This window comes from Alcaligenes endophyticus (assembly GCF_026344035.1).
GTDB lineage: Bacteria > Pseudomonadota > Gammaproteobacteria > Burkholderiales > Burkholderiaceae_B > Alcaligenes > Alcaligenes endophyticus.
In genome coordinates, this window is the sequence record NZ_JAPKND010000005.1 from 18,125 (window position 1) to 42,866 (window position 24,742).

Consider the following 24,742-nt stretch of genomic DNA (forward strand, 5'->3'; position numbering starts at 1 on the left):
TTAAATTTTTTGTTTCGCTATGTTGAATTCTAGGCAGTTCGCTACAACAGTAGACAATGGTTTCAAAGTGCTTCTGTGTTTTCGCGCCGGCGAGCCAGCGCTGACGAATAAAGAGCTGGTACTACGCACAGGGTTGTCGAAAGCGACGATTTCGCGCTTGACATATACCTTGATGCTCAAGGGCTTGCTCACCTGTGATGAGGATGGACGACGTTACCGATTGGGTGCAGGAGTTTTTTCGCTGGGGTATCCGCTGCTGGCTAATATGACCTTGCGTCAAATAGCGCGGCCATTCATGCAGCAATTGGCGTATGAGTCGGGCGGATCTGTTTCCTTAGGCACCTATCATCGGGGCCATATGGTGTATGTGGAAACCTGTCGGGGGCATGACGTGATTGCGTTTCGCCCCGATATTGGCGCACGTTTGCCGTTACTGGTGTCTGCTATGGGCAAGGCCTGGTTAACTCAAATCGACGACACTCTCGGTCCAAGTATCGTAGCGACGCTTGAACAGGTGCATGCGCAAGAAGACGTTCATCTTTGTGATGCGCGGCGTTTTAATGACACATGGCATTTAGCTAAGCAGGAATATGCGCAGCATGGTTATTGTGTCAGTCGTGGTCAGTGGCTTGCTGATGTGCAAGCGGTAGCGGCCCCTTGGGTTCAATCGATAGAGGGCGAAGTGCTCATCTTCAATTGCGGTGTTCCAGTATCGCGCCTAAGTGGGCGCTCAATAGATGAGTTTGGGGTCAAACTTGTAGAGATGATAACTCTAGTCAAGGAAGCATTCGATGCACGCGAAGCCCATTAAGGCAGCCCAAAGAACGCTTGTAGCCAGCCCTTTAGCAGAAAGCCCTACGACCGTAGACAGGCAGTTTGCCAGCACTCTGGCCAGTGCTATCGATATATTGGCCTGCTTTAAGGCAGGCGAATACTCGCTGGGCAACAAGGATTTTGCTGAACGCACAGGATTGTCGCGCAGTGCTGTTGTGCGTTTGACTCATACCTTAATTGCTTTGGGCTATTTGCGTCGTGCCCCCGATAGTCGGCGTTATCGCTTGGCGCCCGCTGTATTGACTTTAGGATACCCTTTGTTGGCGAGTATGCAGATCCGTCAGGTAGCTAGGTCACTGATGATGAACCTAGCTACGCAAATCAATGGCGCTGTCTCTATGGTGATGTTTGATCGACTGCATATGGTGTATGTGGAAACCGCAAGGTACAACAATGCTCTGCCCACTCACCCAGATATTGGCTCGCAGCTCCCACTGTTGACGACAGCCGCGGGGCGAGCTTGGTTGTCGAAGGTCAGTTGCCATGAGCGAACGTCCGTCCTGAATCGAGTGCGTCTACATCAGCCGGAATACTACTTGAACCACCTAGACGGTTTCCACCAAGCCTATGCTGCCTTTGAGCAGGAAGGTTTTTGTAGCAACGAACAAGCTTGGAACCCCGATACCTATGGCTTTGCCGTTCCAATGAGTAAGCCGATCGATTCAAGTTTATTCGTCTTTAATTGCGGAGTACCCGTTGAAGATGGCCCATTTAAAGAACGACAGGCTCAGATAGGTCCTCAACTTATTGACTTGGTTAGAAGCCTTGAACGAGTCTTGCAGAGCTAGTATTTGAATGTTGACTTCCAATAAAGGATGGCGGTTACGCCTTGTAGCGCCAAGTTTAGTGGTTTCATGCAAAATATCAGCGGTAATTAGAAAGGAGTGTTGTCATGAAGAAAGCGCTACTGGTAGGTGTTTTACTGTCCTTCTTGTCGGCCTGTGCAGTTCACACCCCGCGTGGCTCAGTGATCGTGGATCCTGATAGTCATCATCGTTCCGGTGGGTTTTGTCCCCCGGGGCAAGCTAAGAAAGGAAACTGTTAAAAGCCCCTGTTGTGATGCGCGTCGGCGAACAATAAATTTGCTGAGCTCTAAAGGGACAGCAAGATTCTATAACGGTGGGCATAAAATAACTAATTTGTAACAATGCTATCTATATTGTGGAATACAGGGGATAGTGTCCATAGGGTAATGTTTCCCTGGAATAATTAGGACTTTTACATTGAAAACAGAAATCGGTATTGTGAAGTGGTTTAATAACGAAAAAGGCTTCGGTTTTATCTCACCGGAGAATGGCGGCAAAGACCTCTTCGCGCACCACACTGAAATCCAAGGGACAGGTTTTAAGTCTCTTGAAGAAAATCAACGCGTATCTTTTGTAGCAGCTAACGGTCAAAAAGGCCCAGCAGCTACACAAATCCAAGTTATCTGACCCCTTTGCTTGCCTGTTAGGTAAGCATAGCGCTGATCACTGAAGGCCGAACCCTTTGAAACATTGGGTTCGGTTTTTTGTTTTTTGATGGTAACAGTTTGCATCATAAAAAAGACAAGCAACTCAAATATGGTTCGCTATAAAGCAGAGCTTAATATTGTCAGGCGGTAAAATACAACGAAAGGCAGCAACTTTTTTCGCTCCATGTTTTTATCGGCTTAATGGCCCATGGTCGCATGTCTATGATTAAAGTTCACTGCGGTAACTACCTTGTCCTCATTTCGTAACTGATACGTTTGCTTGCTGTGTTTTGCCGATTTTTGTATCCCTCTGAAATAAATTATTCACTAGGCGTATTAACCTATGAATACGGACTTCGGAGGTTGATATGGAAATAAAAAACACTCAAGACTTATCGGGCTCTCGCGGTGACAAGGAGCACGTGGATGAGCAGGGTTTGCCAAGCGTGGAGCCTTGCGCTCCTAAAACGGTAGATGGTTTTTTTGATTGTTTTGCGAACGGGGTGACTCGTTTTGCCGGTTCGCCTGTGATGTTCGGAGTCGCAATACTGGCTGTGATTGCTTGGGCTATTTCTGGACCATTTCTCGATTTTTCGGAACGATGGCAACTGATCATCAATACTGGGACAACGATTGTTACATTTTTGATGGTTTTCTTGATTCAACAAAACCAGAATAAAAACAGCAAAGCCGTTCATATTAAACTTGATGAGTTGATACGCTCGTTGACGGATGCCAACGAACGCCTGATTGATGTGGAAGAGCTCGATGAGGCACAGTTAAAGCGCTTAGAGCAGTATTATTCATCTATCGCGGCAAGAGCCCGTCGACAACAAGGGGACGTTGAAAGGTAGGCTTACTGTTCATAGTGATTTCCCCCTAGTAGCAGAATGCGGATTCAGCTACTAGGGGAAATTATGCTTGTTGCTTAGAATAACTTTTCGCGTTGCTGTTCTGCTCGGGATGCACCTATCGCTGTTTCCACTTGTTTTTTCTCTTCCGGCGGAGGCAACACAGCGGGATAGCCTAGTGACTGTATCCATAACTCTCTGGCCCAGCCTTGAGTGTGATACAGGTGATGCGCTTCATCGACCGCGACGGCCTCATGAGCCTGTTTTAACGCTTTGGCTACTTTGGCGTCTTTCGTTTGTTCGGCTGCTAGGCCAATCAAATCCCAATTCATATGGTCTTTGGTTTCCGCAAGTATCACGCATTCAGCGGCCACAAGCTCGGCAGCTTCAGCATTGCCGTCAGTCATCGCCATCTTCATAGCTTTCACTAAAGAGTCGGCAATGTGGCCTAACACTTTGCGGCCTGGGGTTTGCTGCGCGGGGTCTAACCCCAGTTGCTCGAAGACCGTATATAGCACACGCTGATGCGTCTGAGTTTCTCTTAAATACCCCTCCCACTCTTTCTGTAAATCTTGATTTAATGTACAGGAAAGAGCTGTTTTATAGACCTGTTCTCCGCCCAATTCGGTTTCTAGGGCTTGGTATAAAAGTTCGTGTAGCTGGGTTTGATTAGCATTCGCTTTTTTCATCGTCACCTCTGCAATATGTAGGAAAACGCTCGTGAGTTCCGAGCTAAGGTCTGAGCTGGAGTACGCTCACAAACCTGATGCTATCGTCGTGCGAAAGAAAAGAAATTTAACGGAAAGCAGCGTTAGGAGAACTGCTTGGGTTGTGGAAAGTGTTCACTATGAAAGGCAAAGGGGTGCGCGTCCGATTAAATTCATCAAGGCCTGAGTGCCAGAGCTTGAATCCTAAGCAGGCTCCCCATTGATTTTGCTCATGCAGCCACAAGGTTTTGCACGAGAAACATTGATAAAGCGTTTTTTGAGTACGTCCGCAATCCGACTGTCGTTCTGAGAGCTTGTTCATGAGGTCGTGCTTGTTGCTAAATGCTTGTGATAGCGGCAATCCTTGACACGCCGTGCAGAGATCACCAACGCTTTTCATGCCCATACTTATCTCCCGGTAGTTGCTACTTAAGAAAAGTTTCTGCTGCTACTTATTGCTACTTTAGCCAGACGGAGGGGAAAACTAGCGACTAATTGTTAGCGAAGGTTAGTGTTTACATTGAAAGCAGGTGTCATTCCAGACGTACGAAGGTCCTTTAGTGAGATATTTTTATCGACGAGCGGTATTTACGCTCGCGCATACTCAATCTGAGGTGCTGCCAGTTGCTCCAACCTAAGCACAACACAACTTGCACGTCCATTTCAAATATCAAGCGTGATTGCCCGAACTTAAGCTGATATATAATCAGGCGTCGTGGCTTAAAGTGCCCTCTATTTGCTTGGTAATAGGATGATAAAAAAGCTTCCAGATATCGCGTTTTTTGCTGCGGCTGTGTTAAGTATCATAAATATCTTTGCCGCTGCGTTTGGTCTGGGGCCCGCTTTGACATGGCTTACCGGTGTAGAGTTTTGGAGCAGTATTACGACGCCTTTGGCTTTGCTCGGCATTGGGGCTCTCATTTATTCATGGGTGAATTCCCTACTCAGTAACCTCTCTGGGATGGGTATTTATATTGTCAATATCGCCTTGGCACCGTTTGCTTACGGATTGCTGGGGTTGCCCTATGCCGCGGCATTGGTGATAGCGATGGCTCCGCTACCTATCTATTTTGGTTTGGGTTGGCTGTCAGATAAACTAGAAAGCGAACGTTAACGCTCATCCTACTTGGTGTTTTCTTTGTACTACTGTTGTGGTAAAGCCTCTTTTTTTGACGAATCAGGGTCAGTCAAGAGAGTTTTTTTATTACTAATTGTATGTTCCGGTTTTCTATGTTCAGGCGGCTTGAAAGTGTTGGTGCTTGGGCTTGGACCCTGAGTAAAAACAACGCCTGCACATCAACTGGACTGAATTACCCGTGCACGGACATGCACGTTTGCCTGTCTTGGCCTCGTCGTTGGGGCCACAGCTCGGTAGTTAGGGGCACTATAGTAATTATTTTCTGTCCTCAAATGGTCTATGATTCAAACTATAACAAAAGCAACTAGAGTTTTTAGCTTAAGGGGAAGCGATGATTCGTTGCGTAAGACTGTCCGCCAACCAGCAGGGTCAATCACAGGTTGAAGAAGGCTTTATTGCTTTGCCTACTGGTGAGCGTGGCGACCTAGTCGGTCTGGCCTGTAAAGCGGTCAGTATTTCATTTAGACAAACTAGTGGCGGCGGCAGTTTCGATTGGCATACGGCACCAGCACGTCAATTTGTTTTGACCTTAAGTGGTGTGCTGGAGTTTGAGACGCGCAGCGGTGAGCGTTTTCAGTTACATCCTGGTGATGTGTTGCTGGCTGAGGATACGGTAGGCGGAGGGCATAAATGGCGCCTGCTCAGTGATGAACCATGGCGTCGTGCCTACGTGATTCTACCTGAGGGTGAGAGCCCGCCTTTTGTCGTGACTTAATAAAACAGCAACTCTAGGAGAGGGTGATGAGCAATTCAACTTTGCCTGAACATGCCGACATAGTGATGATTGGCGCGGGCATCATGAGCGCCACGCTGGGTACCTTGCTTAAGGAGTTAGAGCCCTCCTTGAATATCGTCTTTCTTGAAACCTTAGACGATTGTGCTCAAGAAAGCTCCGATGGGTGGAATAATGCGGGCACGGGACATGCGGCGAATTGTGAAATGAATTACACGCCTCAACGACCCGATGGCAGCGTGGATATTTCTAAAGCCTTGCAGGTCAATACCGAGTTTGATTTATCGCGTCAGTTGTGGGCGTACTTGGTGGGCAAAGGGGCTATTGCCGATCCTGCTGATTTTATTCATGCGTGTCCACATATGAGTTTTGTGTGGGGGCAGGATAATGTGAAGTATTTGCGTGAGCGCTTTAAACAGATGTCGGCCCACCACTGTTATCACGGCATGGAGTACAGCGAGGACCCACAGCAAATTGCGCGGTGGATACCCTTGGTGATGGAAGGGCGCAAACCTGATCAGCCTATCGCCGCCACACGTATAGTGACAGGTTCCGATGTCGATTACGGGGCTTTGACACATTTGTTGTTTAAGAATTTGGCCCAGCAGTCTGGGGTGGCCGTGCGCTATCTTAGCCGTGTCCTGGATCTTAAACGCGAAGCATCCGGACGCTGGCAGGTCTCAGTGCACAACACCCGTACCCATGAGCAGCATAGCATTAGTGCCAAATTTGTGTTTATTGGCGCTGGAGGCGGCTCTTTAGAGTTGCTTCAACAATCGGGCATTCCCGAAGGACGTGGATATGGGGGCTTTCCTGTCAGCGGAATTTGGTTGCGTTGCGATGTAGACGAGATAAGCGCGCGCCATCATGCCAAAGTTTATGGTAAGGCTCCTCATGGGTCTCCTCCTATGTCTGTACCGCATTTAGACACCCGTATTATTGCTGGTAAGAAATCCATTCTTTTTGGGCCGTATGCGGGTTTTTCTTCGCGCTTCTTAGTGCATGGCTCCTTGGGAGATTTAGCCGAGTCGGTGCGGCCTAGCAACGTGTTGCCTATGTTGGATGTGGCTAAGAATAACTGGCAATTGTGTGAGTACTTAGTATCTCAGGTCTTACAAAGTGCCTCGCATCAGTTCGAGATGCTGCGTCAGTTTTATCCCGAGGTGCGTACCCATCAATGGACTAAAGCAGTAGCCGGACAGCGCGTGCAGATTATCAAGCCTACTCATCATCATGAGGGTGGCGTATTGGAGTTTGGTACCGAACTGGTGAGCTCTGCAGATCAGTCTATGGCTGCTTTGTTAGGCGCTTCTCCCGGTGCATCAACGGCGGCTTTTATTGCGTTAGAGGTTTTAGAGCGCTGTTTTAGCGATAGACTCACGGCTGCTGGCTGGTTGAGTAAGTTGAAAAAAATCATTCCTACTTACGGTATCGACTTAAAAGTGGATGCTAGTACTTGTCGCGCTATTCGGGCGGACACAGCGGCAGTGTTGAAATTGGAAAATGTTTAACAGAGGGCTATGAGTGGTACGGGCGGTAATGGATGGGCAAATACCCACTGTTATCGGATTGGTTAAAACCAAATTTTTAGGGTGCTAATAAGCTAGCGGAAAATGATGTAGTGTTGCTGTTTTTCTGTTCTGCGCTATGTAGGGGAGGGGTACTCTCTGTGGGGATAGTCGCAGGATAAAACTGTTGGTTCTCACCTAGATAATTATTATGGTAAATGAAATGGTCGTCGATTTGTCCCGCGTGCAGTTTGCGGCGACAGCGCTTTATCACTTTTTGTTCGTTCCGTTAACACTGGGCTTATCCTTGTTAATCGCCGTCATGGAGACTATTTACGTCACCACTGGGCGAGAGGTGTATAGGCGTATGACTCAGTTCTGGACTAAGCTTTTCATGATCAACTTTGCGCTAGGTGTGGCAACAGGTCTGACCATGGAGTTTCAGTTTGGAATGAACTGGTCGTTTTACTCCAGTTTTGTGGGGGATGCTTTTGGTACTCTGCTCGCCGTAGAAGGTCTAATGGCTTTCTTTATGGAGTCCACATTTATTGGCTTGATGGTGTTGGGCTGGGATCGTATGTCTAAAGGCAAACACTTAGTGGTGACCTACTTAGTAGCGCTGGGTTCCAATTTGTCTGCATTATGGATTCTGGTCGCCAACAGTTTTATGCAAAGTCCCCATGGTGCGGAGTTCAACCCCGTCACGATGCGTATGGAGCTATCCAGTTTCTCTGAACTGTTTTTTAACCCCGATGCGCAAGCTAAATTTGTGCATACCGTGTTGGCAGGCTATGTTACCGCTGCGGTATTTGTCTGTGGCGTCAGTGCGTTCTACATGTTGCGCAATCGTCATATGGATATCGCACGTCGCTCTTTCCGTGTGGCAGCCTTGTTTGGCGTATTAGGCACTGCAGGGGTGTTGACGCTAGGCGATGCCTTAGGTTTTGTAGGCGCAAAAGCACAACCTACCAAGCTTGCGGCGATGGAGGCCTTGTGGACGGCGGAAGCTGCACCGATGTCATTCAACGCTATCGCCATTCCTTCGCAAGAAGAACAGCGTAACTTGATGGAAATTCAGGTGCCGGCTTTGCTGTCCATTCTGGTCACCCACTCGTTGGATGGAACGGTGCCCGCGATTGATGAGTTAGAAGAGCAGGCTAAGGTCAGAATTAAAAATGGCCTGCCAGCGGTAGCGGCGATGCAACGCTTAAGTCAAAATCCCAAAGATGCCGAGGCATTAGCTCAGTTCGAGGCACACAAGGAAGATGTAGGCTATGGTTTGTTGGTACAGAAATATGCGCCTGAGGGGGAACTAAGTTTACTGACCCAAGCACATATTGACCAGGCTGCTAAGGACAGTATTCCAGAGGTTTGGTTAATTTTCTGGGCGTTCCGTATTATGGTGGCGCTAGGCTTATTGATGCTGGCTTATTTCGTGGGGGCAATTGTCTTGACCTTGATGAATCAGGTTCAACATCATCGGTGGTTTTTGCGCACCGCTGTCTGGATGATACCAGTGCCCTTTATTGCTTGTGAAATGGGCTGGGTCGTGGCCGAGGTGGGTAGGCAGCCTTGGACTGTGTATGAAATTTTACCCACTTGGTTATCGGCCTCTACCCACAGTGTGACCTACATGATTGTGTCGCTCACAGGTTTTGTATTGCTCTATACGATTTTTGCGCTAGTGGAGATGTATCTGATGGTTCGCAGTATTCGTAAAGGCCCAGACGACGCACCTGAAGCTAAGCCTTCAGTTATTCAACCCCCAACGGCGTCTGCGCTATAGGCTAGGGAGCAATCATGGAAACTTATTTCGTACTTCAAGTGATTTGGTGGCTGCTATTAGGTGTGCTGCTGATGGGGTTAGGGGTGATGGTGGGTATGGACATGGGCGTGGGAACGTTACTGCGCTATGTGGGCCGTACGGATGCCGAGCGCCGCGTAGCTCTGAATATTATTGGCCCACATTGGGATGGTAATCAGGTTTGGTTTATTCTGGGCGGTGGTGCAATTTTTGCGGCATGGCCTTTGGTATATGCGACGGCATTTTCCGGTTTTTATATCGTAATGCTGGTGCTGCTGTGGAGCATGATTATTCGTCCCTTAGGGTTTGAGTACCGTAGCAAATTGACCAGTCCTACGTGGCGTAATGTATGGGACTGGAGTTTGTTAGTGTCGGGCTTGGTTCCTATGGTGATTTACGGTGCTGCCGTGGGCAACGTTTTACAAGGAGTGCCGTTTCATTTTGATTGGCGTATGACTTCTTATTACACCGGCAGTTTCTTGGAGTTGTTAAATCCGTTCGCAGTATTGTGTGGCGTGGTGTCTGTATCGCTTTCTATTTATATGGGTGGTGCTATATTGATGAACGGTAGCGTTGGCGATATCGCCAAACGTGCGCGTAAAGCATCATTGCTGGGCGGTACTGTAGCCTTGGTGTTGTTCACCTTGTGTGGTGTCTGGGTAGCTAATATGGACGGTTTTCGCATTGTTGCTTCTCCTGAGCCCGGTATAGCGCAGATTCCTTTACACCAGACCGTTGAGGTCGTCGCGGGAGGTTTGCTGACTAACTTTCGCCAGTACCCAGCTTTGTGGGTGGTGCCCGCCTTGGCATATATTGGTCTAATCGCTGGCATGTTGGCGTTACGTGCGCAACGCCCAGCAACAGGATGGTGGCTGGGTGCCATGGCATGGGTTGGAGTTTTAGGCACAGCAGGGGCTGCCATGTTTCCCTTTATTATGCCGTCCAGTACTAATCCTTCGCATAGTCTTACGGTGTGGAACTCGGGCGCTAGTTCATTGACGATGAGTTGGATGCTAGGGTTTACCGTTATCTTTATGCCACTAATTATTGCCTACACAAGTTGGGCATTCTGGGTGATGCGCGGTAAGGTCACGACCAAAAGCGTTGAGAACTCAGAGCATGCTTTATAAAAGGAACACGAATATGTCAGTATTAATGCGTTGTATTGTGCTCCTGATTTTGGCGGTTATCGTTATTTTCTTGGCAGTCATTCTCGGGGATTACGGCCCTTGGTATTTGTCTTGGTTACTAGGCACCGGTTTTATGGTGCTAGTGGCAGCAATGGGAGGGGTGATGTTCGAAGAGCAAGAAGATGCTCTTCAGAGGCCTGAGAAGGTATCGGATAAATCGTCTTCAGGATACTGATCATTAAAAATGACGATATGGGTTTGACTACATTGATGTGAGAGTCAGTGTAGTAGCCAACCCTGTACTCAAGCCAATTGAGGGAGCGCAGCAGTTTGTTAACTGATTTTCTGCCGCTCCCTTTTTTGATATGAGTGTGTGCGTCTTAGCGCGTTTTTCTGGGCGAGTCACATGGACTCCCCTTGTTGGAACTCCTCTGTATTCCGTGTTACTCATCTACACCATAGTAGGCCTTGAGCTATCGTTCGCTCTCATCGGTTAAGGTCTATGCCTTTCGTTTATAACAGCCTTTCTGCCATCACAATATATGAAAATGAAGCCAACCTTACGCATTCAGTTACGGCCCCTTTCTTTGCGAAGGGGTGGGCGAAAGAAGCTATGCGGGATGGCGCTAGTGGGGCTTAGTACAGTCTCAGTGGGCGCTAAGGCTTTGGAAGTGCCAGAGACCTTTATTACCCCAGAGTTTTTAGCTTCGCATACCTTATTAGATATTCGTGCACAGTATGCCTATGCAAAAGGTTATACGGGTAAAGGTATCTTAATTGCGGTGGTCGACGATGGTTTGGATATTGCTCATCCAGAGTTTGCGGGGCGGGTATCGCCTTACATGGCAAGTTTCATTGAAGGGGTGGATCCTACCTATGTAGGGCGGTACCCCGGGCAGATTGGCTTTGCCCATGGTACGCACGTTACTGGGATCGCAGCTGCAGCGCGTGATGGTGTCGGAATGCATGGTGTGGCTTACAACGCTGAAATACTGCCTTTGCGTATATTAGGAGGGAGATCGCTGGACGATACTGAGTCGAATGCTTTCGATCATGCAATAGCTCACGGCGCTAAAGTGTTAAATGGTAGTTACGCGACCCGGCCGTTTCCGTTCGAGTTTTTGGAAAATCCAGTGACCGGTGAGCCAGTGCCTAATCCTCATTATAAAGAGTTGGACTTTCAACCTCTTTTAGGAAATGTTTTTCAGGTGTATGGGCTTCTCAAGCGTGCCGCTGACGCGGATATCGTTTTAGTCTTTGGTTCGGGGAATGCTTATCAGGAGCAGGGTAAGTCAAGTGTTAATCCCGTTGGGAATGCGATGTTTCCAGCCATTAATCCGAAGAATACGAGTGAAGGGTGGTATAGGCTTGTACTGAATTCTTATTCGGATGATATGGATCTCACTAATCCCAACACATGGGTATTGAGCGAGCTCGATGACCCAGTGGGGCTAAAGGTGGATTTTTCTGACTTGCAGGGCGCATTAATCGCGGTCGTGGCGGTAGATAGAAAAGGTGAAATAAGTAGCTACAGTAACCGCTGTGGCAAAGCTCAATTGTGGTGCATCGCCGCACCTGGTGGAGATTATCCTACACCGGGCTACACTGCAGACGAGGGCCAGATTTACTCCACGGTGCCAGACAGCACCTATGGCTACAAAGTAGGCACCTCTATGGCGGCGCCCGTGGTCAGCGGTGCGGCTGCGGTGCTGCGCGAGGCCTTCCCCTACATGACAGCTCGGCAAATTATCGAACTTATTTTGACCTCGGCCAACAGTACCGATTTGGACTGGGGCAACAAGGACATCTACGGCTGGGGCATGCTGGATCTTGGCCGAGCCATTGATGGACCAGTGCAATTTGGTGCGGAAAGCTTTGCACAAACCTTTGATGTTAATACCCAGGGGTTTAACTCAATCTGGAGTAATGATATCAGCGGCACCGGAGGTCTAAAAAAATCAGGCCAAGGGCATTTGGTCATGACGGGCCACAACAGCTATGCGGGTGCGACGCACATTCAAGCCGGTAAACTGACCGTCAACGGGGCCTTGGTCAACTCCACCGTGACCATTGATGCCGATGCCGCCCTAGGTGGTACGGGTAGCGTGGCGCATTTGATTGCGGCCGGCACCATACAGCCCGGTAACTCTATTGGTACCTTAAGCGTCACGGGCGACTACACGCAGTTAAGCGGTTCGCGTTTAGACATCGAAATCGACGCCCAGGGTCAGTCAGACCGACTTGTCGTGCAGGGCACAGCTGACATCCAAGGGGGAGAGTTACGTGTGCTGGGCCTGAACCCCGATGCCTTAGGCCGTGATTTTACTTTCTTGCAAGCTGGCCAGATCAGTCCAGGCAGTCAATTCGACAACGCCGATATATTAGGGACACCTTTTATTGACCTAGCGCTTCACCCTGTCACGAGCGCTACGGGCTCGGGTTTGTCCTTAGCGGTGCGCCGTAATGATGTTACCTTTACCTCCTTGGCGGCTAATCGCAATCAAGCGGCGGTAGCGCAGGCAGTCGAGGCACAAAACAATTTCAGTCCAGAATACCGTGCCGTGGTGATGGCGGACACTACCCAAACCGCGCAACAGTATTACGGCCAGCTTAGCGGTGAGGTTCACGCCTCCAGCTTATCAGCGTTGATGGATACCAGCGGTGTGCTCCGCCAGGCCTCTTTAGGGCGCTTAGCCACTACAGGTGCCTTGGCGGCTGATGCTGGCAACGAACACGACGCCACCAACGGCGTGTGGGGACGCGCACTGGGCAGTTGGGGCAGCTTGGCAGCCAGCCATGATACGGCCCGCATGACCCGCTCCCTAAGTGGTGTGATGTTTGGGGCCGATACTCGCTTAGGCGAACAAACCCGTGCTGGAATCGGGGCCGCCCTTAGCCGTTCCTCTTATGGTACGGATGCGCTAGGCTCCGCCAAAGCCGACGGCTATCACCTGATGGCTTATGCCAGCCAGTCCGTAGGTGCCTTGGCCTTACGTGGTGGCGCCTCGTACTCGTGGTACCGCTTACATAGCAAGCGTCATATTGCGATGCCCGGCGCCGAGCAACAAAAAGCCAGCTATAACGTAGGCAGTGCCCAGATTTTTGCCGAGGCAGCTTATCAACAACAATGGAATCAGTGGGCGCTAGAACCCTATGTAAATGTGGCTCAGGTATGGATGCGTCGTGGTAGCTTCAGCGAAACGGGTGGCTTGGGCGCCTTACAAGGTAGCTCGCAACAGCACAACACTACCTTCTCTACCTTAGGGGCACGCAGTCAATTTAGCTTGGCGCAAACCAAGCACGGCGACATAGCTGCCACGGTCAACATGGGCTGGCGCCATTTGTTTGGCAATAAAACGCCGCGCAGCGAGATGCGTTTTAGCACGGGGCCTAGCTTTAGTATTCACGGTGCCCCACTAGCCCGTGATGCTTTTATCAGCGAGCTTGGTCTTGAGCTACTCAACAGCCGTGACCACCGTTTTAGCTTGGTCTACACCGGCCAGTTTGCCGGTGGCACACGCGATCAAGGTGTACAGGCTAGGGCCAGCTGGGCGTTTTAATCGCTTGCTTACTCACTTTTCTTCATCACGGAGAAGAGTGAGTGCTGGAGTACCAGCTTATTAACATAGGCTTAAAGTGTGGCTTATTTACACATCAAGGCAGTGATAAAACAATTATTAGTTTATTGTTTTTTTAATTAATTTTAATAAATAAAAAATAATCCACAATAAAAAATATATTTGGCATATGGCCAATAATTCTAATCAGATGTTTTATATTAGAATTATTGGCCTTGATTTTTTTGTTGTTTTCATGGTAAAATAAAAAATATTATAGACGTGCAGTATTTTCTATGGTATTCGAGGGTATTTTTTAAGTGACAACATGTCGATATTCTATCGGCACTTAAAAACGACCTTTCTTAAAACACTAATTATTAAAAAATGCGCGCTGCGTAGGTCAATGCGCGCGCCATAAAAAGAAATGGAGTTTGTTTTGTCTAAAACAAAAATAGCTATTCTAGGTGCAGGTCCTAGTGGACTGGCTCAGTTACGTGCCTTTGAGGCCTTACGTAAAGCAGGTGTTAAGGACTTACCAGAAATCGTTTGTTACGAAAAACAGAATGATATTGGCGGTATGTGGAATTATACGTGGCGCACTGGTTTAGATAAAAATGGTGAGCCTGTTCACGGCAGCATGTATCGCTATTTATGGTCTAACGGCCCTAAAGAGTGTTTAGAGTTTGCTGACTATAGTTTCGATAGACATTTTAATCAGCCCATTCCTTCATACCCACCCCGAGAAGTATTAAAAGACTACATCATGGGGCGTATTGATAAGCGCGCCATTTTTAATTATGTGCGTTTTGAGTCCCCTGTGCGTTGGGTAACTTTCGATAATGACACTCAATTGTTTAGCGTTACCGTTATGAATCACAAGACGGGTGAGCAGGAAACGGAAGAGTTCGACTATGTCATTGTCGCCACAGGTCACTTTTCGACGCCTAATATGCCTTATTACAAAGGGATGGAGCAATTCCCGGGGCGAGTCTTGCATGCCCATGATTTCCGCGATGCGCTTGAGTTTGAGGGGCAAGACGTTCTGTTGGTAGGGGGCAGCTACTCTGCCGAGGACATAGGTTCTCAGTGTTACAAATATGGGGCTAAATCAGTGACGATAAGTCACCGAGGCGGTTCATTTGGTTATAACTGGCCTGACGCGATTAGTGAAAAACCAGGCTTTGATTATATTGATGGTAATGTGGTGCACTTTAGCGATGGTACCACTCAGGCGTTTGATGCCATCATTATGTGCACCGGTTATATCTTTCACTTTCCTTTCTTGCCGGATGAGTTGCGTTTGGAAACGCACAATTGTTTGTATCCCGATAACTTGTATAAAGGGGTTGTTTTTCAGCGTAATCCCAAACTTATTTATTTAGGTATGCAAGACCAGTGGTTTACATTTAATATGTTTGACGCGCAAGCTTGGTATGTAAGGGATGTGATTTTAGGAAAAATTCAATTACCCGACGAGCAAGAGCGTCGTAAAGATATTGATGCTTGGCTGCAGCGGCATGAGCAACTCGATAGCGACGAAAAGTCAATTGATTTTCAAGCCGACTACATCGATGATTTAACAGGTCGCACGGATTACCCGAGTTTCCCGGTACATCAACAGGCTGAGTTATTCAAGCAATGGTTAGAGGATAAAAAATCTGACATCATGGGGTTCAGAAATAAATCATATCCGTCAACTATCACTGGAACTATGGCAGCTCAATTGCCTAAACCTTGGTTGGAGATCAAAGACGATACCCTAGAAGGCTTTATGGCATTAAAGTTTAAAAATTAAAATTCAGTCTAAAGAAAATATTCCAATTAAACCGCAGCATTGATTGCTGCGGTTTTTTATGTGTGCTAATAATTCTTATAGGCTGTGTATACAATTTTGGTTGTGTCAGGGCCTAAAGAGCGATAGCGTGCCAATAGGAAGCAGTACTCAAGCAAGTATTTATGCTGACAAAAAGCTGAACTTTCTGTATTAATACGTTTCTAAACAGATTGTCTTCCTATGAGAGCACAGGTATGTCCATACAAAATATTTTGCAACAACTGCTTGCATCCGCTCAGTCTATGGCTAGCGGCACTGGCATTGATGCGTCCACATCAGCTAAGAAAAACGATTTTTCAGTGAAAACTTTCGCTGGCGGAGCCTTGTCAGGAGGTGCTTTGGGGTTGCTCATGGGGAATAAAAAGTTTCGTAAAATGGGCGGTAAAGTGGCAGCTTATGGGGGCGCTGCAGCACTGGGCGCCTTGGCCTTACGCGCCTACCAAGATTGGCAAAATAAAACTCTTACACCAGAGCAAGGCAAGGTAGAGGCGCCAGCCAGTATCTCACCGCTACCTGTGACGGCTCCACAGGTTGAACAGCAGAGCCGCACTATTTTGGTAGCAATGATCGCTGCGGCGAAAGCCGATGGACACTTAAGTGCGCAGGAGCAGTCCTTGCTAGATAAGGAGTTTTCTCAGTTACAAGCGAGCGCCACTGAGCATCAATGGTTACAGTCGCAGTTAGCGCAACCGGCGGACCCAGCTGCAGTGGCAGCATTAGTTACTAGTCCAGAGGAAGGTGCTCAAGTCTACCTAGCGAGTGTTTTGATTAGCGGGGCCGATAATTTTATGGAGCGTGCGTACTTGGATGAGCTAGCGCGGCAGTTGAAACTGGATCAAAGTTTTCAGCAGCATCTCGAAACTCTGGCTTTGGAGCAGTAAGTCCGCAAAGCTCATACGAGTTGGATTTCAACCGCTCCCACTTGCGGAGCGGTGTTATCAGCACGGTAGGCGAACAGCAAGTAAGACTGAAAGTAGTGTTTAAGCATGCCAAAAAATAATTATAGGCAGGCAAACACAGGTTTTTTAGCCATCCCTGCCTACATTTGCTTTGTCTGAGTGCCGAGGTCATAATCTAAGCATAAACTAATTAAGCAGGCTCTGCGTAAGCAGGTCCCATTTACTGAAAACACCATAAAGCAGGAGACGGGTAAATGGTTCTTGATAGTGCGCATCATGCGCGTAGAATCCGGCAAATAGTGGAGAAAGGAGAATATTGTCCCAGCGATGTCAGTGATGTAGTGCTGAGCTCGTGGCGGCGCTGTTTGGAGGGATATGGTCTCGACCCAGAGCAAAGCCAAGTGCCTCCAGTGTTGACACGTGCGGAGTTTGGGGAACGACATGAGCGCTCAGCTGAGTTGCTTTATGAGGCTAATCAAGAAATGGAACTGCTTTACCATCAGTTGGCTGACGAGCAACTGGTGGTCGTGCTGGTTGACTTGGACGGTACCATTTTGCATTTGGTTGCCTGCGCCCCGTTAAAAACTGAATTGCATGCATTGAATTTTTGTCCTGGAGCCATCTGGAGCGAACGTTTTGCAGGCAGTAATGGCATGGGGACTTGTTTGGCTACCGGGGCACCCACACTAATCCGCACCACCGATCATTTTTACTCTGAGCATACCGCGCTAACTTGTGCTGCGGTGCCTATCTTTGATCCTCAAGGCGAGTTGATCGCCGCCTTAAATGTGACCGGACGCTCTGGGATTCTCCCACACTCCTCTATGGTGCTGATTAATTTAGCAGCGCGCATGATAGAGAACCGTCTGATGGAGGCCTCATGTAGCGATGCTTTAACCGTTTATTTTCATATGCAAGCGGAAAGCGTCAATGTTGTATATGGCGGCATCTTAATGGTCAGTACACAAGATGGCAGCATCGTGGCGTTAAATCGCAATGCATTATTGCTTTTAGGCTATCAGCATGCCTCTGAGGTTTGTGGGCGTGCTATCGAGAGTATTTTTCAGTTGTCCTTTGCTGACTTGTTACAACGTAGCATAGAGCATTCCTTTCAGCCCATGCCAGTGTACAGCTGCGGTTTAGGCAATCGTTTTTTTGCGGTAGCGCAGTATTCTAGAAAAACGCTTTCGCATTTGGTGGCACGTGGTGGTCAACGCTTTGTTCCTACGTATAAGCAGGACTTATATGGTGTTTCAGAGCCGGCATCTCCTCAACGTAGTAGGGTGGAGTCCGTGGTAGAGTTTGGTGATACAGAGATACAAAAGAGTTTTCAGCAAGCCTTAAAGGTAATGAGGTATCAGGTACCTATCTTGCTACAAGGGGAGTTAGGCACGGGGAAAGAGCGTTTTGCCCGCGCTGTGCACCAGCACAGTGATCGAGCCGAACAGGCATTTGTGGTGCTAGATTGCATGCTGCTGGGGCAAGCACAGCCAGTGAGCGATATTGGTGTAACGGAGATAAGTGTCGAGGTGGAATCCAGCTTGGCGAGGAAAGTTGCTCAAGCAGCACAAGGAGTTTTGTTTTTAGATAAGGTGCAAGAGCTATCCCTGCCTGCTCAGGCACAATTGTTAAGCTTGCTTGATCAGCAAGAAAGTGTGGGTGACGAACAGCGTGTTTTATTGATTTCTTCTAGCTCGCTGTCTTTATTGGATAAAGTGGCTCAAGGAAGTTTTAGGGCTGATCTTTACTATCGCTTGAGTGGCTTGGAGTTAAATTTAAAACCACTTCGGGAACGTAGCCATCCGGCTAATTTGTTTCGCGCTCTTTTGTGCCAAGAAGGGTGCTCACAGTACTTAAGTCCAGAAGCGGAGGCCCGTTTACTCGCATACACCTGGCCCGGAAATGTGCGTCAACTCTCACATGTGCTGCGCGTGATGGTGGCCCAAAAAGAAGATGCTGCTCCTTTTCTCGAGCAACATATACCTTTGCATCTATTGCGTATGGCGGGTGAGCCGCTCGTTTCTAGCATCAGTATGCAGCCGTTGGTACAAGCAGTACCAAGCACGGCGATCGGGGGGCTTCCTAAAGAGCAAGTGCTGGGTTTAAACCCCTTAGAGCAAACCGAGCGGATGACGCTACTGCGATTCTTGGAAGATAATCGCTGGAACATCAGTAGCGTGTCTAAGCAACTTAATATGAGCCGCAATACCTTGTATCGACGCTTGCATAGGTTGCAGATTCCGCTACGTACGGAATAGAGGTTTCTAGCTCTGTTTACGTTAGCGTAAGCAGAGCAGACTTGAGCGCCTCATGAATAGCGGGTTCGTGCGCTAAGTGTTGTGCCGGAACCATTTCTACACGCATGCTGGGCATGTGGCGCTGTAGCCATGCCATATTGCTCACAGGGCAAAGTGGATCATTCTTTCCATGAATAGCGACTCCACTTATACCATGCTGATAGGCACGTTGTGCCTGCTGAACAAGGTACGACCGCGAAAGAAAGCAGTGCTGTAACAGATAGTGGGTTTGCACCAAATACTTAATGCGTAGAGCCTGTGCTTGAGCAGGTAAGAGTCGCGGCTGCCGTATAGGTTTGTAGGGCATCAATAAGGCACGCTCTAAGTTACTGTAGGCTTGGGCGATTTTCCCTGCTTTGGGGCTTGCTTCTTGCAAGCCTTTATGGACCATAGTCAAAAGATCTTGTACGGGGGCATCCTCGGTTAAATTGGCCAAGTGTTGCCACGCTTTGGGGCGCCGTAATCGAGTCCGATATAGCAGATTGCGTACTTCATTTGGGGTGGCTAAAAACAAGCTGCGTAAGACAAGACTGCGTACGGCTCCTGGATGTGCGCCAGCATAAACTAGCGCTAAAGTTGCTCCCCATGAGCCACCATATACATGCCATTGCTTAATGTGCAGATGCTGACGTACGCGCTCTATGTCGTTCAACAGTTGCTGAGTATTGTTTTGCCTTAGCCTCCCTTGTGGGCGAGACTGGCCACATCCGCGCTGATCGATCATGATCAGCAGATGTTTATCCAGGTCAAACGGGGCGCTCATCCCCAAACTGCTTCCTGAGCCCGGTCCCCCGTGAAGTAATAACACTGCTGTGCCCTTGGCATGCCCTATAAGGCGTACAAAAATACGCTGGGAATCACCTGTGCGCAGGAAAAACTCATGTTGAATACGCTGATCAGGGAATTCCCTGTGATGCATCGAAAGTGGGTTGTTTAGGGGACAGTTTGTCATCAATATGGGGCATTGTGTGTTGGATTCGGGACGTCTAATTTTTGTTGTTGCATCATCTAAGCAATTGATATTAAAAGTTATCTTGTTTTCTTTTTGACGCGTTGCTAGACTGGCTCGGCGTGCTCAAAGTGTAAGCACTCTCGTCCTCAAAGTGTACCTTAGTAGTTTAACCCTTAAGTATTTGCGCAGACTAAGCGCGTCTGTGATCCAGGAGGTCAAAATGAAATGGAGTAAACCATCTTACGTAGACTACCGATTTGGCTTTGAAGTCACGATGTATATTGCCAATCGTTAAGCTTCACATGGGGGTTCCGGCAGCTTAGGCTGCCGGCTAGAAATTGTGCATGAAAATTAAAATTTTAGGTTCTGCAGCTGGGGGCGGATTTCCTCAGTGGAATTGTAATTGTCCTAATTGTGCTGGCCTGCGAGCGGGTACGATAAAGGCCCAAGCAAGAACTCAGTCCTCGATAGCAGTCAGCACCAATGATCAAGACTGGTTATTGATTAATGCTTCTCCGGACTTGCTTAAGCAAATACGGGACAACCCAGAGTTACAGCCAGCACGAAAAGTACGCGACACGGGTATTGCGGCGGTATTACTGACTGACGCGCAAATTGACCATGTAACTGGGTTGCTGATGTTACGTGAGTTTGCCCGACCTTGGCCCTTGTATACCTCGGCAGCGGTGTGGGAAGATATTTCTACCGGTTTTCCGATCACTTCTATCCTGAGTCATTACTGTGGTGTTGAGCATCACGAGCTTTCGCTGACGGGGCAAGCGATCACAGGGTTAGATTTTCTACATGATGTTCGTATCACTGCGGTGCCGTTAAGCAGTAAAGCGCCGCCTTACTCACCGAATCGTGATCGACCTCAGTTAGGCGATAACATTGGCTTATGGATAGAAAATCTAGCTAGTGAGCAATGTTTGTTTTATGCGCCGGGGCTGGGTGAACCGGAAGAGCACGTGAGCCATTATATGCGGCGGGCCGATGTGGTATTAGTAGACGGCACTCTATGGGCTGAAGATGAAATGATACAGCTCGGTTTGTCGGCAAAAAAATCGTCGCAAATGGGGCACCTTGCGCTATCGGGGGCTGGAGGCATGATTGAGTTGCTCGACAGCTTAAACCATCAGGGGCATGTTCCGCGTAAGGTCTTGGTACATATTAATAATAGCAATCCCATATTGAGGGAAGACTCTGCCGAGAGGGCGGTGCTGACGCAACACGGTATTGAAGTGGGCTATGACGGTATGGAATTCGAGGTCTAATCATGACAAAACAAGCAGCGGTATGGACGCCAAGTCAGTTCGAGGCGAAGCTACGCTCTTTAGAGCAGTACTATCACATCTACCACCCCTTTAATATTAAGCTCAACAAGGGTGAGTGTAGTCCAGCTCAAATTCGGGGTTGGGTGGCGAACCGTTTTTACTATCAAATCAATATACCGCTTAAAGATGCTGCCATTATGGCCAATTGCTCGGATCGAGAAACGCGCCGGCGCTGGGTGCTGCGTATTCTTGATCATGATGGTTGGGAGGATAATCCTGGCGGCATTGAGGCGTGGGCTAATCTGGGCGAGGCGGTTGGACTGACGCGGGACGAGCTTTGGTCTTTAGAGCATGTGCTGCCGGGGGTGCGGTTTGCAGTGGATGCATACGTTAACTTTGCTCGTAGAGCACCGTGGCATGAGGCGGTGTGTTCTTCTCTGACTGAAATGTTTGCACCCAAAATTCATCAAGATAGATTAGCCAATTGGCCCCAACATTACCCTTGGATTCAAGCAGAGGGTTTGCATTATTTTCGCTCACGAGTACCGTTAGCTAAGCGTGATGTAGAGCATGGTTTGGCCGTGACTCTAGAACACTTCACCACACGCGCAGAGCAAGAGCGTGCGGTGGAAATATTACGCTTTAAGCTGGATGTGCTGTGGAGCATGATGGATGCCATGGAGAAAGGTTTAATGCCATGACAAATATAGAGCTCGACAGTTTCCCAGTAATGAAAGCTATGTTTCGTCTGCAGTGGGAGCCGGCGCAGCAAGCTTATGTGCTGTTGTATCCAGAGGGTATGGTGCGCCTTAATGACAGTGCAGCTGAAATACTCAAGTATTGCAACGGTGAGCAATCGGTGGCTCAAATTAGCGCTGAGTTAGCGCGGCAATTTGATGCTGATGATATACACGAAGATGTCATACAGTTCTTAGCCCATGCGATGGAGCGGGGTTGGGTGCAGAAATAGTGTTTAGGAGGTCACGATGATTACTTCTGGCTCCACCGCGACAGGACCTTGTTATTGGCTGTTGGCGGAGTTAACTTATCGCTGCCCTTTGCATTGCGCCTTTTGTTATAACCCTGTTGATTATAGCCAGGTGGGCCGCGAGCTGGATACGGCGACGTGGTTGTCTGTGTTGGAGCAGGCTAGAGCCATGGGGGCTGTGCAGTTAGGCTTATCGGGAGGTGAGCCTTTGTTGCGCCCCGATTTAGAAGAGATCGTGGCGCATGCACATGAACTAGGGTTCTATATTAACTTGCTGACCTCTGGGGTTGGGCTGACCGAAGTTCGCTTAGCAGCATTAAAAGCAGCAGGTTTAGATCATATCCAGCTTTCCTTTCAAGACTCGACGCGTGAGTTGAATGATTTTTTATCTAATACGCGTACTTTCGAGTTAAAGCAAAAGGTGGCAAGGCTGATTAAAGAAGCCGGTTACCCTATGGTGATGAACTGCGTGATGCATCGCTACAACCTGCCGCATATTGAACAAATTATGGACATGGCAGTGTCTATGGGAGCAGAGTATTTAGAGTTAGCGAACACGCAGTATTATGGTTGGGCTATGAAGAACCGTCATCTGTTATTGCCTACCTCAGAGCAGCTACAGGCAGCCGAGGCGGTGGTGCAACGTAAACGTCAGCAGATCGGCAAAGCGTGTGAGGTGTTGTTTGTCGTGCCAGATTATTTTGAGCAACGCCCGAAACGCTGCATGAATGGCTGGGGGAATGTGTTTTTAGTAGTCGCCCCTGACGGCGTAGCCTTACCTTGCCATGCGGCGCGCGACATTCCTAATATTGAGTTTCCTAACGTACAGCAACAGCCGTTGCAGAGCATCTGGTATGACAGTCCTTTATTTAACAAATATCGAGGCACCGACTGGATGCAAGAGCCGTGTCGCAGTTGCCCAGAGCAGGCGCAGGATTTAGGCGGATGCCGTTGTCAGGCCTTAATGTTAACGGGCGACGCGAGCAACGCGGATCCAGTGTGTAGTAAATCATCGTATCACCCGCTGATTCGTGCTGCTGTCGAGCAGGCTCGCCCTGTTCCTGGTTTGACCAAGCAGGATGTCCCGATGGTGTTTAGATCCAATCCTGAACGCGAGCGTGTACTACCAAAGCAGTCTAATTAAGTCTTAAAGGCTAGTCTGCCCCTGATGAATGGACTTTCCCTTTTTTTCCTTTGATGTTCAAAAAGCCACGGCGCGGTATGCCGCTTAGATAATAAAGAGTCAGCCATAGCAGTGCTAAGCCGATCCACAGAGGGCGTGTACTCAAGGGACTACTTTGTTGCTGTGTGTGAAGCTTGTGGGGCAATAAGCTAAGTACGGATGTAGCGTCGTTCAAGTCAGCATAATGTAATGCGGTATCTAGCGCGAGTTCTTGTAAATAGCTTTGTTTGACCGATGACAAGTGTTCTGTGCCGTGCGCCTTACTGGCCCCGAATGGGGCGTTGCGAGGGTGCCATCCCTCACGATCTTGCGATCCGCTGGGAGGTATGCCTAGGCGGTTCTCTTGATCAACCTCATCCTCTTCATAGAAGCCAATTTCATGGCCTTGATCATTGAATTTTGGGATGGGGGACAAGGCTCTAGCACCAGCCCCTAATATAAAACCTTTTGGGATGTAAGGGGCATTATCAGGCGCCTCGTAAACCGGCCCACCGTGGTAGGGCAGTGGTGGAGACTCTTGACCATCGCTAATGAAAATAAGGTCACTTTGCAGCCCCTGTGCTAATTCTAGGGCACTGTGAAGACCGCGTGCGATATGGCTATCCCCTTCCCAAGCCATACGCCAGTTGAGCATATTGATTGACTGAATCAATGGGCTATAGTTCTGGCAAACCTCAACGTTTTCTAGTAGCAGAAAGCTGCGCCTTTCGGTAAAAATAGAGAGTGCTACTTGTGAACCGCAAGGCAGCTTTTGCAAGATATCTATCATTACTTGTTTACTGCGCTCTAAGCGGCTTTGTGGCTCATCTTGATATTGATAATCACGCACATTCATGCTTCCAGTGATGTCGACCGTAAACAGGAGGCGATAGTAATTTTGTTGGCTTGGCCAATGCGGCTGCCACAGAGCAAGCAAGCAGCATAGCAGCGACAGAGCAAGCAGGACTTTGCGTAGTCGGTGTAAAGTACTAGGAATCATGGCAGGCCTCGTGGAACGCCGGGAACTTCGCTCCATAGCTCTTCGGGTTTTTCTATTTCTGTCGCTTCATCCTCTTCCTGTATGGGCTGGCGTGGCAACTGGCGCACCATCCGAGCAGTGATGTCCAGGTTGTAGCGTGCATCCCAATGCTCAGGGGTTAGGCTCAGGGTGCGGGTGTAGTAGTCGCGTGCAAGCAATAGGGGCTGTGTTGCACGTTCAAGCCGACCCTGTTCTAGCAAGCTAATGCCTTGACGTAGGCGGGCATTGGCAAGGTTATACAGTGCGTCAGCAGCTAGACTTTTTTCTGTTGTCTTTTTTGCTCGCAAGTAAATGGTTTCGGTGAGCAAGGTTGCGTCATCGAGTTGTTCGCGAAATCCATATTGCTGTGCTTGGGAAAATAGAACGTATAGATCATCCTCTAGGTCAATCGGCTGTTCATAACCTTGACTAATGCGGGCAACTGTCTGAGTGGTGCGCTGGGACTGTATAAGCAAGACGACTTGTTGAAAGAGGAAAGCCAGTACCACCGCTATTAATAGCGCGAGCACTATAGGATAGAGACGTTTTAGTACATGCAAGGGCGGGGCAGGACGGGTTAAAGTACGCATGGATGGGCCT

Annotated in this window: 24 protein-coding genes; 20 read left to right on the forward strand and 4 right to left on the reverse strand. The window is 48.6% G+C overall.

Translation table 11 applies throughout. The features are described from left to right. The first annotated feature begins 19 nt into the window (after positions 1-19). From OSH01_RS10105 to OSH01_RS10125, 5 genes are all read left to right on the forward strand, one after another. Positions 20-811, forward strand: a complete 792-nt coding sequence (locus OSH01_RS10105) for an IclR family transcriptional regulator (RefSeq protein ID WP_266123978.1) — start codon at positions 20-22, stop codon at positions 809-811. Continuing rightward, positions 792-1,622, forward strand: coding sequence for an IclR family transcriptional regulator (locus OSH01_RS10110; protein WP_266123979.1), 831 nt, complete (start codon positions 792-794; stop codon positions 1,620-1,622). The genes OSH01_RS10105 and OSH01_RS10110 overlap by 20 nt, the downstream gene beginning before the upstream one ends. A gap of 104 nt (positions 1,623-1,726) precedes the next feature. Beyond that, positions 1,727-1,879: a hypothetical protein gene (locus tag OSH01_RS10115; protein WP_266123980.1), complete on the forward strand. Its 153-nt coding sequence runs from the start codon at positions 1,727-1,729 to the stop codon at positions 1,877-1,879. A 178-nt stretch (positions 1,880-2,057) separates the two neighbouring features. Continuing rightward, the gene (locus OSH01_RS10120; protein WP_266123981.1) at positions 2,058-2,267 is read left to right on the forward strand and encodes a cold-shock protein; all 210 of its coding nucleotides are present in this window, start codon (positions 2,058-2,060) and stop codon (positions 2,265-2,267) included. A 388-nt stretch (positions 2,268-2,655) separates the two neighbouring features. Further along, entirely contained in the window at positions 2,656-3,141 is a 486-nt protein-coding gene (locus tag OSH01_RS10125; protein ID WP_266123982.1) for a low affinity iron permease family protein, read from the forward strand. A gap of 74 nt (positions 3,142-3,215) precedes the next feature. On the opposite strand, the gene OSH01_RS10130 is transcribed toward OSH01_RS10125, so the two are convergent. Beyond that, complete coding sequence (locus OSH01_RS10130) at positions 3,216-3,827, reverse strand: hypothetical protein (RefSeq protein WP_266123983.1); 612 nt, start codon at positions 3,825-3,827, stop codon at positions 3,216-3,218. Between the two features lie 769 nt (positions 3,828-4,596). Between OSH01_RS10130 and OSH01_RS10135 the strand changes: the two genes are divergently transcribed. The 10 genes from OSH01_RS10135 to OSH01_RS10180 all read left to right on the forward strand — a co-directional run bounded on the left by OSH01_RS10135 (position 4,597) and on the right by OSH01_RS10180 (position 18,709). Next, positions 4,597-4,959, forward strand: a complete 363-nt coding sequence (locus OSH01_RS10135) for a hypothetical protein (protein WP_266123984.1) — start codon at positions 4,597-4,599, stop codon at positions 4,957-4,959. 355 nt (positions 4,960-5,314) lie between these two features. After that, positions 5,315-5,698 (forward strand): cupin domain-containing protein, encoded by a 384-nt coding sequence (locus OSH01_RS10140; RefSeq protein WP_266123985.1) that lies wholly within the window; start codon positions 5,315-5,317, stop codon positions 5,696-5,698. A 26-nt stretch (positions 5,699-5,724) separates the two neighbouring features. Then, positions 5,725-7,227 (forward strand): malate dehydrogenase (quinone), encoded by a 1,503-nt coding sequence (gene mqo, locus OSH01_RS10145; protein ID WP_266123986.1) that lies wholly within the window; start codon positions 5,725-5,727, stop codon positions 7,225-7,227. A 208-nt stretch (positions 7,228-7,435) separates the two neighbouring features. Beyond that, the gene (locus OSH01_RS10150) at positions 7,436-9,010 is read left to right on the forward strand and encodes a cytochrome ubiquinol oxidase subunit I (RefSeq protein ID WP_266123987.1); all 1,575 of its coding nucleotides are present in this window, start codon (positions 7,436-7,438) and stop codon (positions 9,008-9,010) included. A 14-nt stretch (positions 9,011-9,024) separates the two neighbouring features. Beyond that, a complete protein-coding gene (cydB, locus tag OSH01_RS10155; protein WP_266123988.1) occupies positions 9,025-10,158 on the forward strand; it encodes a cytochrome d ubiquinol oxidase subunit II in 1,134 nt (377 codons plus the stop codon). Between the two features lie 13 nt (positions 10,159-10,171). Then, positions 10,172-10,393 (forward strand): hypothetical protein, encoded by a 222-nt coding sequence (locus OSH01_RS10160; protein WP_266123989.1) that lies wholly within the window; start codon positions 10,172-10,174, stop codon positions 10,391-10,393. Positions 10,394-10,700: 307 nt separating this feature from the next. Then, complete coding sequence (locus OSH01_RS10165) at positions 10,701-13,718, forward strand: autotransporter domain-containing protein (RefSeq protein WP_266123990.1); 3,018 nt, start codon at positions 10,701-10,703, stop codon at positions 13,716-13,718. Between the two features lie 436 nt (positions 13,719-14,154). Continuing rightward, on the forward strand, positions 14,155-15,513 hold the full coding sequence (locus OSH01_RS10170) for an NAD(P)-binding domain-containing protein (RefSeq protein WP_266123991.1): 1,359 nt from the start codon (positions 14,155-14,157) through the stop codon (positions 15,511-15,513). Positions 15,514-15,746: 233 nt separating this feature from the next. Continuing rightward, positions 15,747-16,433: a tellurite resistance TerB family protein gene (locus OSH01_RS10175; protein ID WP_266123992.1), complete on the forward strand. Its 687-nt coding sequence runs from the start codon at positions 15,747-15,749 to the stop codon at positions 16,431-16,433. A gap of 272 nt (positions 16,434-16,705) precedes the next feature. Beyond that, positions 16,706-18,709 (forward strand): sigma-54-dependent Fis family transcriptional regulator, encoded by a 2,004-nt coding sequence (locus tag OSH01_RS10180; protein WP_266123993.1) that lies wholly within the window; start codon positions 16,706-16,708, stop codon positions 18,707-18,709. Positions 18,710-18,725: 16 nt separating this feature from the next. On the opposite strand, the gene OSH01_RS10185 is transcribed toward OSH01_RS10180, so the two are convergent. Further along, the gene (locus OSH01_RS10185) at positions 18,726-19,667 is read right to left on the reverse strand and encodes an alpha/beta fold hydrolase (RefSeq protein WP_266123994.1); all 942 of its coding nucleotides are present in this window, start codon (positions 19,665-19,667) and stop codon (positions 18,726-18,728) included. Positions 19,668-19,920: 253 nt separating this feature from the next. On the opposite strand from OSH01_RS10185, the gene pqqA reads away from it, so the two are divergent. The 5 genes from pqqA to pqqE are packed head-to-tail and all read left to right on the forward strand — an operon-like array spanning position 19,921 to position 23,106. Continuing rightward, positions 19,921-19,995, forward strand: coding sequence for a pyrroloquinoline quinone precursor peptide PqqA (pqqA, locus tag OSH01_RS16525; RefSeq protein ID WP_354270632.1), 75 nt, complete (start codon positions 19,921-19,923; stop codon positions 19,993-19,995). 49 nt (positions 19,996-20,044) lie between these two features. Then, complete coding sequence (pqqB, locus tag OSH01_RS10190) at positions 20,045-20,974, forward strand: pyrroloquinoline quinone biosynthesis protein PqqB (protein ID WP_266123995.1); 930 nt, start codon at positions 20,045-20,047, stop codon at positions 20,972-20,974. 2 nt (positions 20,975-20,976) lie between these two features. Next, the gene (gene pqqC, locus OSH01_RS10195; RefSeq protein WP_266123996.1) at positions 20,977-21,675 is read left to right on the forward strand and encodes a pyrroloquinoline-quinone synthase PqqC; all 699 of its coding nucleotides are present in this window, start codon (positions 20,977-20,979) and stop codon (positions 21,673-21,675) included. Then, the gene (gene pqqD, locus OSH01_RS10200; protein WP_266123997.1) at positions 21,672-21,944 is read left to right on the forward strand and encodes a pyrroloquinoline quinone biosynthesis peptide chaperone PqqD; all 273 of its coding nucleotides are present in this window, start codon (positions 21,672-21,674) and stop codon (positions 21,942-21,944) included. Before pqqC ends, pqqD begins: the two co-directional genes overlap by 4 nt. Positions 21,945-21,960: 16 nt before the next feature. After that, complete coding sequence (gene pqqE, locus OSH01_RS10205) at positions 21,961-23,106, forward strand: pyrroloquinoline quinone biosynthesis protein PqqE (RefSeq protein WP_266123998.1); 1,146 nt, start codon at positions 21,961-21,963, stop codon at positions 23,104-23,106. Between the two features lie 10 nt (positions 23,107-23,116). On the opposite strand, the gene OSH01_RS10210 is transcribed toward pqqE, so the two are convergent. Then, positions 23,117-24,124, reverse strand: coding sequence for a vWA domain-containing protein (locus OSH01_RS10210; protein ID WP_266123999.1), 1,008 nt, complete (start codon positions 24,122-24,124; stop codon positions 23,117-23,119). Continuing rightward, positions 24,121-24,732, reverse strand: a complete 612-nt coding sequence (locus OSH01_RS10215; protein ID WP_266124000.1) for a hypothetical protein — start codon at positions 24,730-24,732, stop codon at positions 24,121-24,123. The genes OSH01_RS10210 and OSH01_RS10215 overlap by 4 nt, the downstream gene beginning before the upstream one ends. Positions 24,733-24,742 lie beyond the last annotated feature (10 nt).

Coding starts and splice junctions, on each gene's coding strand:
- OSH01_RS10105 (WP_266123978.1), top strand. CDS start 20: ATGTTGAATTCTAGGCAGTTCGCTACAACAGTAGACAATGGTTTCAAA.
- OSH01_RS10110 (WP_266123979.1), top strand. CDS start 792: ATGCACGCGAAGCCCATTAAGGCAGCCCAAAGAACGCTTGTAGCCAGC.
- OSH01_RS10115 (WP_266123980.1), top strand. CDS start 1,727: ATGAAGAAAGCGCTACTGGTAGGTGTTTTACTGTCCTTCTTGTCGGCC.
- OSH01_RS10125 (WP_266123982.1), top strand. CDS start 2,656: ATGGAAATAAAAAACACTCAAGACTTATCGGGCTCTCGCGGTGACAAG.
- OSH01_RS10130 (WP_266123983.1), bottom strand. CDS start 3,827: ATGAAAAAAGCGAATGCTAATCAAACCCAGCTACACGAACTTTTATAC.
- OSH01_RS10135 (WP_266123984.1), top strand. CDS start 4,597: ATGATAAAAAAGCTTCCAGATATCGCGTTTTTTGCTGCGGCTGTGTTA.
- OSH01_RS10140 (WP_266123985.1), top strand. CDS start 5,315: ATGATTCGTTGCGTAAGACTGTCCGCCAACCAGCAGGGTCAATCACAG.
- mqo (WP_266123986.1), top strand. CDS start 5,725: ATGAGCAATTCAACTTTGCCTGAACATGCCGACATAGTGATGATTGGC.
- OSH01_RS10150 (WP_266123987.1), top strand. CDS start 7,436: ATGGTAAATGAAATGGTCGTCGATTTGTCCCGCGTGCAGTTTGCGGCG.
- cydB (WP_266123988.1), top strand. CDS start 9,025: ATGGAAACTTATTTCGTACTTCAAGTGATTTGGTGGCTGCTATTAGGT.
- OSH01_RS10160 (WP_266123989.1), top strand. CDS start 10,172: ATGTCAGTATTAATGCGTTGTATTGTGCTCCTGATTTTGGCGGTTATC.
- OSH01_RS10165 (WP_266123990.1), top strand. CDS start 10,701: ATGAAAATGAAGCCAACCTTACGCATTCAGTTACGGCCCCTTTCTTTG.
- OSH01_RS10175 (WP_266123992.1), top strand. CDS start 15,747: ATGTCCATACAAAATATTTTGCAACAACTGCTTGCATCCGCTCAGTCT.
- OSH01_RS10180 (WP_266123993.1), top strand. CDS start 16,706: ATGGTTCTTGATAGTGCGCATCATGCGCGTAGAATCCGGCAAATAGTG.
- OSH01_RS10185 (WP_266123994.1), bottom strand. CDS start 19,667: ATGCATCACAGGGAATTCCCTGATCAGCGTATTCAACATGAGTTTTTC.
- pqqB (WP_266123995.1), top strand. CDS start 20,045: ATGAAAATTAAAATTTTAGGTTCTGCAGCTGGGGGCGGATTTCCTCAG.
- pqqC (WP_266123996.1), top strand. CDS start 20,977: ATGACAAAACAAGCAGCGGTATGGACGCCAAGTCAGTTCGAGGCGAAG.
- pqqD (WP_266123997.1), top strand. CDS start 21,672: ATGACAAATATAGAGCTCGACAGTTTCCCAGTAATGAAAGCTATGTTT.
- pqqE (WP_266123998.1), top strand. CDS start 21,961: ATGATTACTTCTGGCTCCACCGCGACAGGACCTTGTTATTGGCTGTTG.
- OSH01_RS10210 (WP_266123999.1), bottom strand. CDS start 24,124: ATGATTCCTAGTACTTTACACCGACTACGCAAAGTCCTGCTTGCTCTG.
- OSH01_RS10215 (WP_266124000.1), bottom strand. CDS start 24,732: ATGCGTACTTTAACCCGTCCTGCCCCGCCCTTGCATGTACTAAAACGT.